Source organism: Methylocystis sp. L43, from assembly GCF_015709525.1.
Lineage (GTDB): Bacteria > Pseudomonadota > Alphaproteobacteria > Rhizobiales > Beijerinckiaceae > Methylocystis.
This window is the reverse complement of record NZ_JADNRA010000022.1, coordinates 115001-116879: the sequence shown is the minus strand read 5'-3', so window position 1 is coordinate 116879 and position 1879 is coordinate 115001. Positions and strand designations below refer to the sequence as shown.

The window sequence follows — 1879 nt, the reverse complement described above, 5'->3', positions numbered from 1 at the left end:
GGACGCGCAGCGGGTTGCGTCGCTTGCGCGAAGCGGGCGATGACCGCGGCGTCGATCGGATCGGTCTTGGCGCGCCGACCAAGCGCCTGCGCAAAGTGACGCACCTGCGCCGGATTGACGACGACGATGGGCAGAGAGGCGGCGGCAAGCGCCGCAGCGACCACGGTCTCGAAGCCGCCGGTGGCTTCGAGCGCGATCAACGCGGGCGACAGCCCTTTTAGCCGTTCGACGAGCTGCGCAACGCCTTCGCCATTACGCGCCACCATAAAGGCCGCGCCTTGCGGAAGCGCATGCACATCAAGCCGGTCTTTGGAAACATCGATCCCGACATATACAGCGTCCATCATGTCCCGTCCTTGCCTAAGCGGGCTTCGCTTCGCGCGGCCCAAGCGACTGTTCGGGTTCGATGGAACGGCAGACGGGCGGCCAAGCTGAGGAACGGGCTCGATCGCCCGAGGATGAGCCGGCGTCCCGTCCGCCACCGCAGCGGCAATGTTAGCCGATCCGGCACGGTTTAAGTTACAAGGATGAGGGTGAGGAAAACAATTCTTCACCCGATTCCCCTGCGGTTCTCCATGTGTGTCGGCGCACGAACATTTCCCCGGGCTCCCGATAGCTTTGGATCATCGAATTGCGAAGCGGCAAGGGAGAGCGAAATGTTCGAGACCATCCAAAGCCTGATCGACCAGGAAGCCCAGATCTGCGTTCCGGCGCGCCATCTGACGCCGCGCGCCAATCTCTATGAACTGGGCATGACGCCCTATACGGCGATCCGCCTGCTGCTCGCGATCGAGCGTGACTTTCGCGTCGAATTCCCGCGCGACTCGCTCAATCGCCAGACGATGGCGACGATGGAGAATATTGTCCGCGTCATTCGCGCCGCCCAGTTTGCGCCCGCCTATGAATGGCTCCAGGCGGCCTAAGAGAGGCGATTCGGGCCGGCTGCGCCGAAGCGACAACAAAAGATCGTCGCTTACCGGACCTGACGAGTCGCCACTTTGGCGCTGTTGTTCGGCGCCTTCGCCATCAGCGATTCAATGCGATCGCGCTCTTTCCTGAATTCTGCGAGAAGCCGGCCCTCAATCTCGCGCGTGCGCGCCAGCTTGACGCGCATCGGATCGACGAAATGGCCATTGACCATCACCTCGTAATGAAGGTGCGGTCCCGTCGACAATCCGGTCGAGCCGAGGAAGCCGATCACCTGGCCCTGCTTGACCCGCATGCCTTCCTTCACGCTGCGCGCAAAGCCTGACATGTGGTTGTAGGTGGTGATGTAACCGTTGGCGTGCTGGATCTCGACGCGCCGTCCATAGCCCGAATCCCAGTGCGCCTTGATGACCGTGCCATTGCCGGCGGCGAGAATCGGCGTGCCGATCGGCGCCGCCCAATCGACGCCGGTGTGCATCTTGTAATAGCCGAGAATCGGATGGCGGCGCATGCCGAAGCCAGAGCGCGTTTCGCCGATGGCGATTGGCTTGCGCACAAGGAATTTGCGGCTCGAGCGGCCGTTCTCGTCGTAGTAGTCGAGCAGCCCGTCGTCCGGGGTAAAAAAGCGATAATAGCGATAGGTCTCGTTTCGAGTCGTCAGCGACGCATAGAGCAGCGCGTCGCGACCTACGCTCGCGCCGTCCTCCGCTTCGTCGTAGAAGATGTCGAACGTATCGCCGCCCGAGACGCCGCGCTGCAGATCGGCGTCATTTGCGAAAACCCGTACGAGCTCATTGATGATCGGCCGCGGAATCTGCTGCTTGAGAGCGGTTTCGTAAAGGGAATCGTAAAGGCGCATGGCGCCTTCATCTTCCTCGCCCTCATTATGCGACTTCGACCGGCCATTGTTTGCAAGAGACGTGGGCGCCGTCGGCGTCTGCATGAATGCGCC

At 61.9% G+C, this 1879-nt stretch carries 3 protein-coding genes (1 of these 3 only partly in view); 1 reads left to right on the top strand and 2 read right to left on the bottom strand.

The window, feature by feature from the left end:
• Nucleotides 1-344, bottom strand: a 344-nt coding sequence (locus IYX23_RS05820; protein WP_196398812.1) for a transposase, incomplete at its 3' end; no start/stop codon positions are given.
• 312 nt (nt 345-656) lie between these two features.
• Between IYX23_RS05820 and IYX23_RS05815 the strand changes: the two genes are divergently transcribed.
• On the top strand, nt 657-923 hold the full coding sequence (locus IYX23_RS05815) for a phosphopantetheine-binding protein (RefSeq protein ID WP_196392136.1): 267 nt from the start codon (nt 657-659) through the stop codon (nt 921-923).
• Nucleotides 924-973: 50 nt separating this feature from the next.
• Here the strand turns inward: IYX23_RS05815 and IYX23_RS05810 are convergent, their stop codons facing one another.
• Nucleotides 974-1879 carry the 3' portion of a M23 family metallopeptidase gene (locus tag IYX23_RS05810; protein ID WP_196392137.1) on the bottom strand. It continues 1110 nt past the right edge of the window, so the window shows 906 of its 2016 coding nt (coding positions 1111-2016); the start codon falls outside the window, past its right edge; it ends in the stop codon at nt 974-976.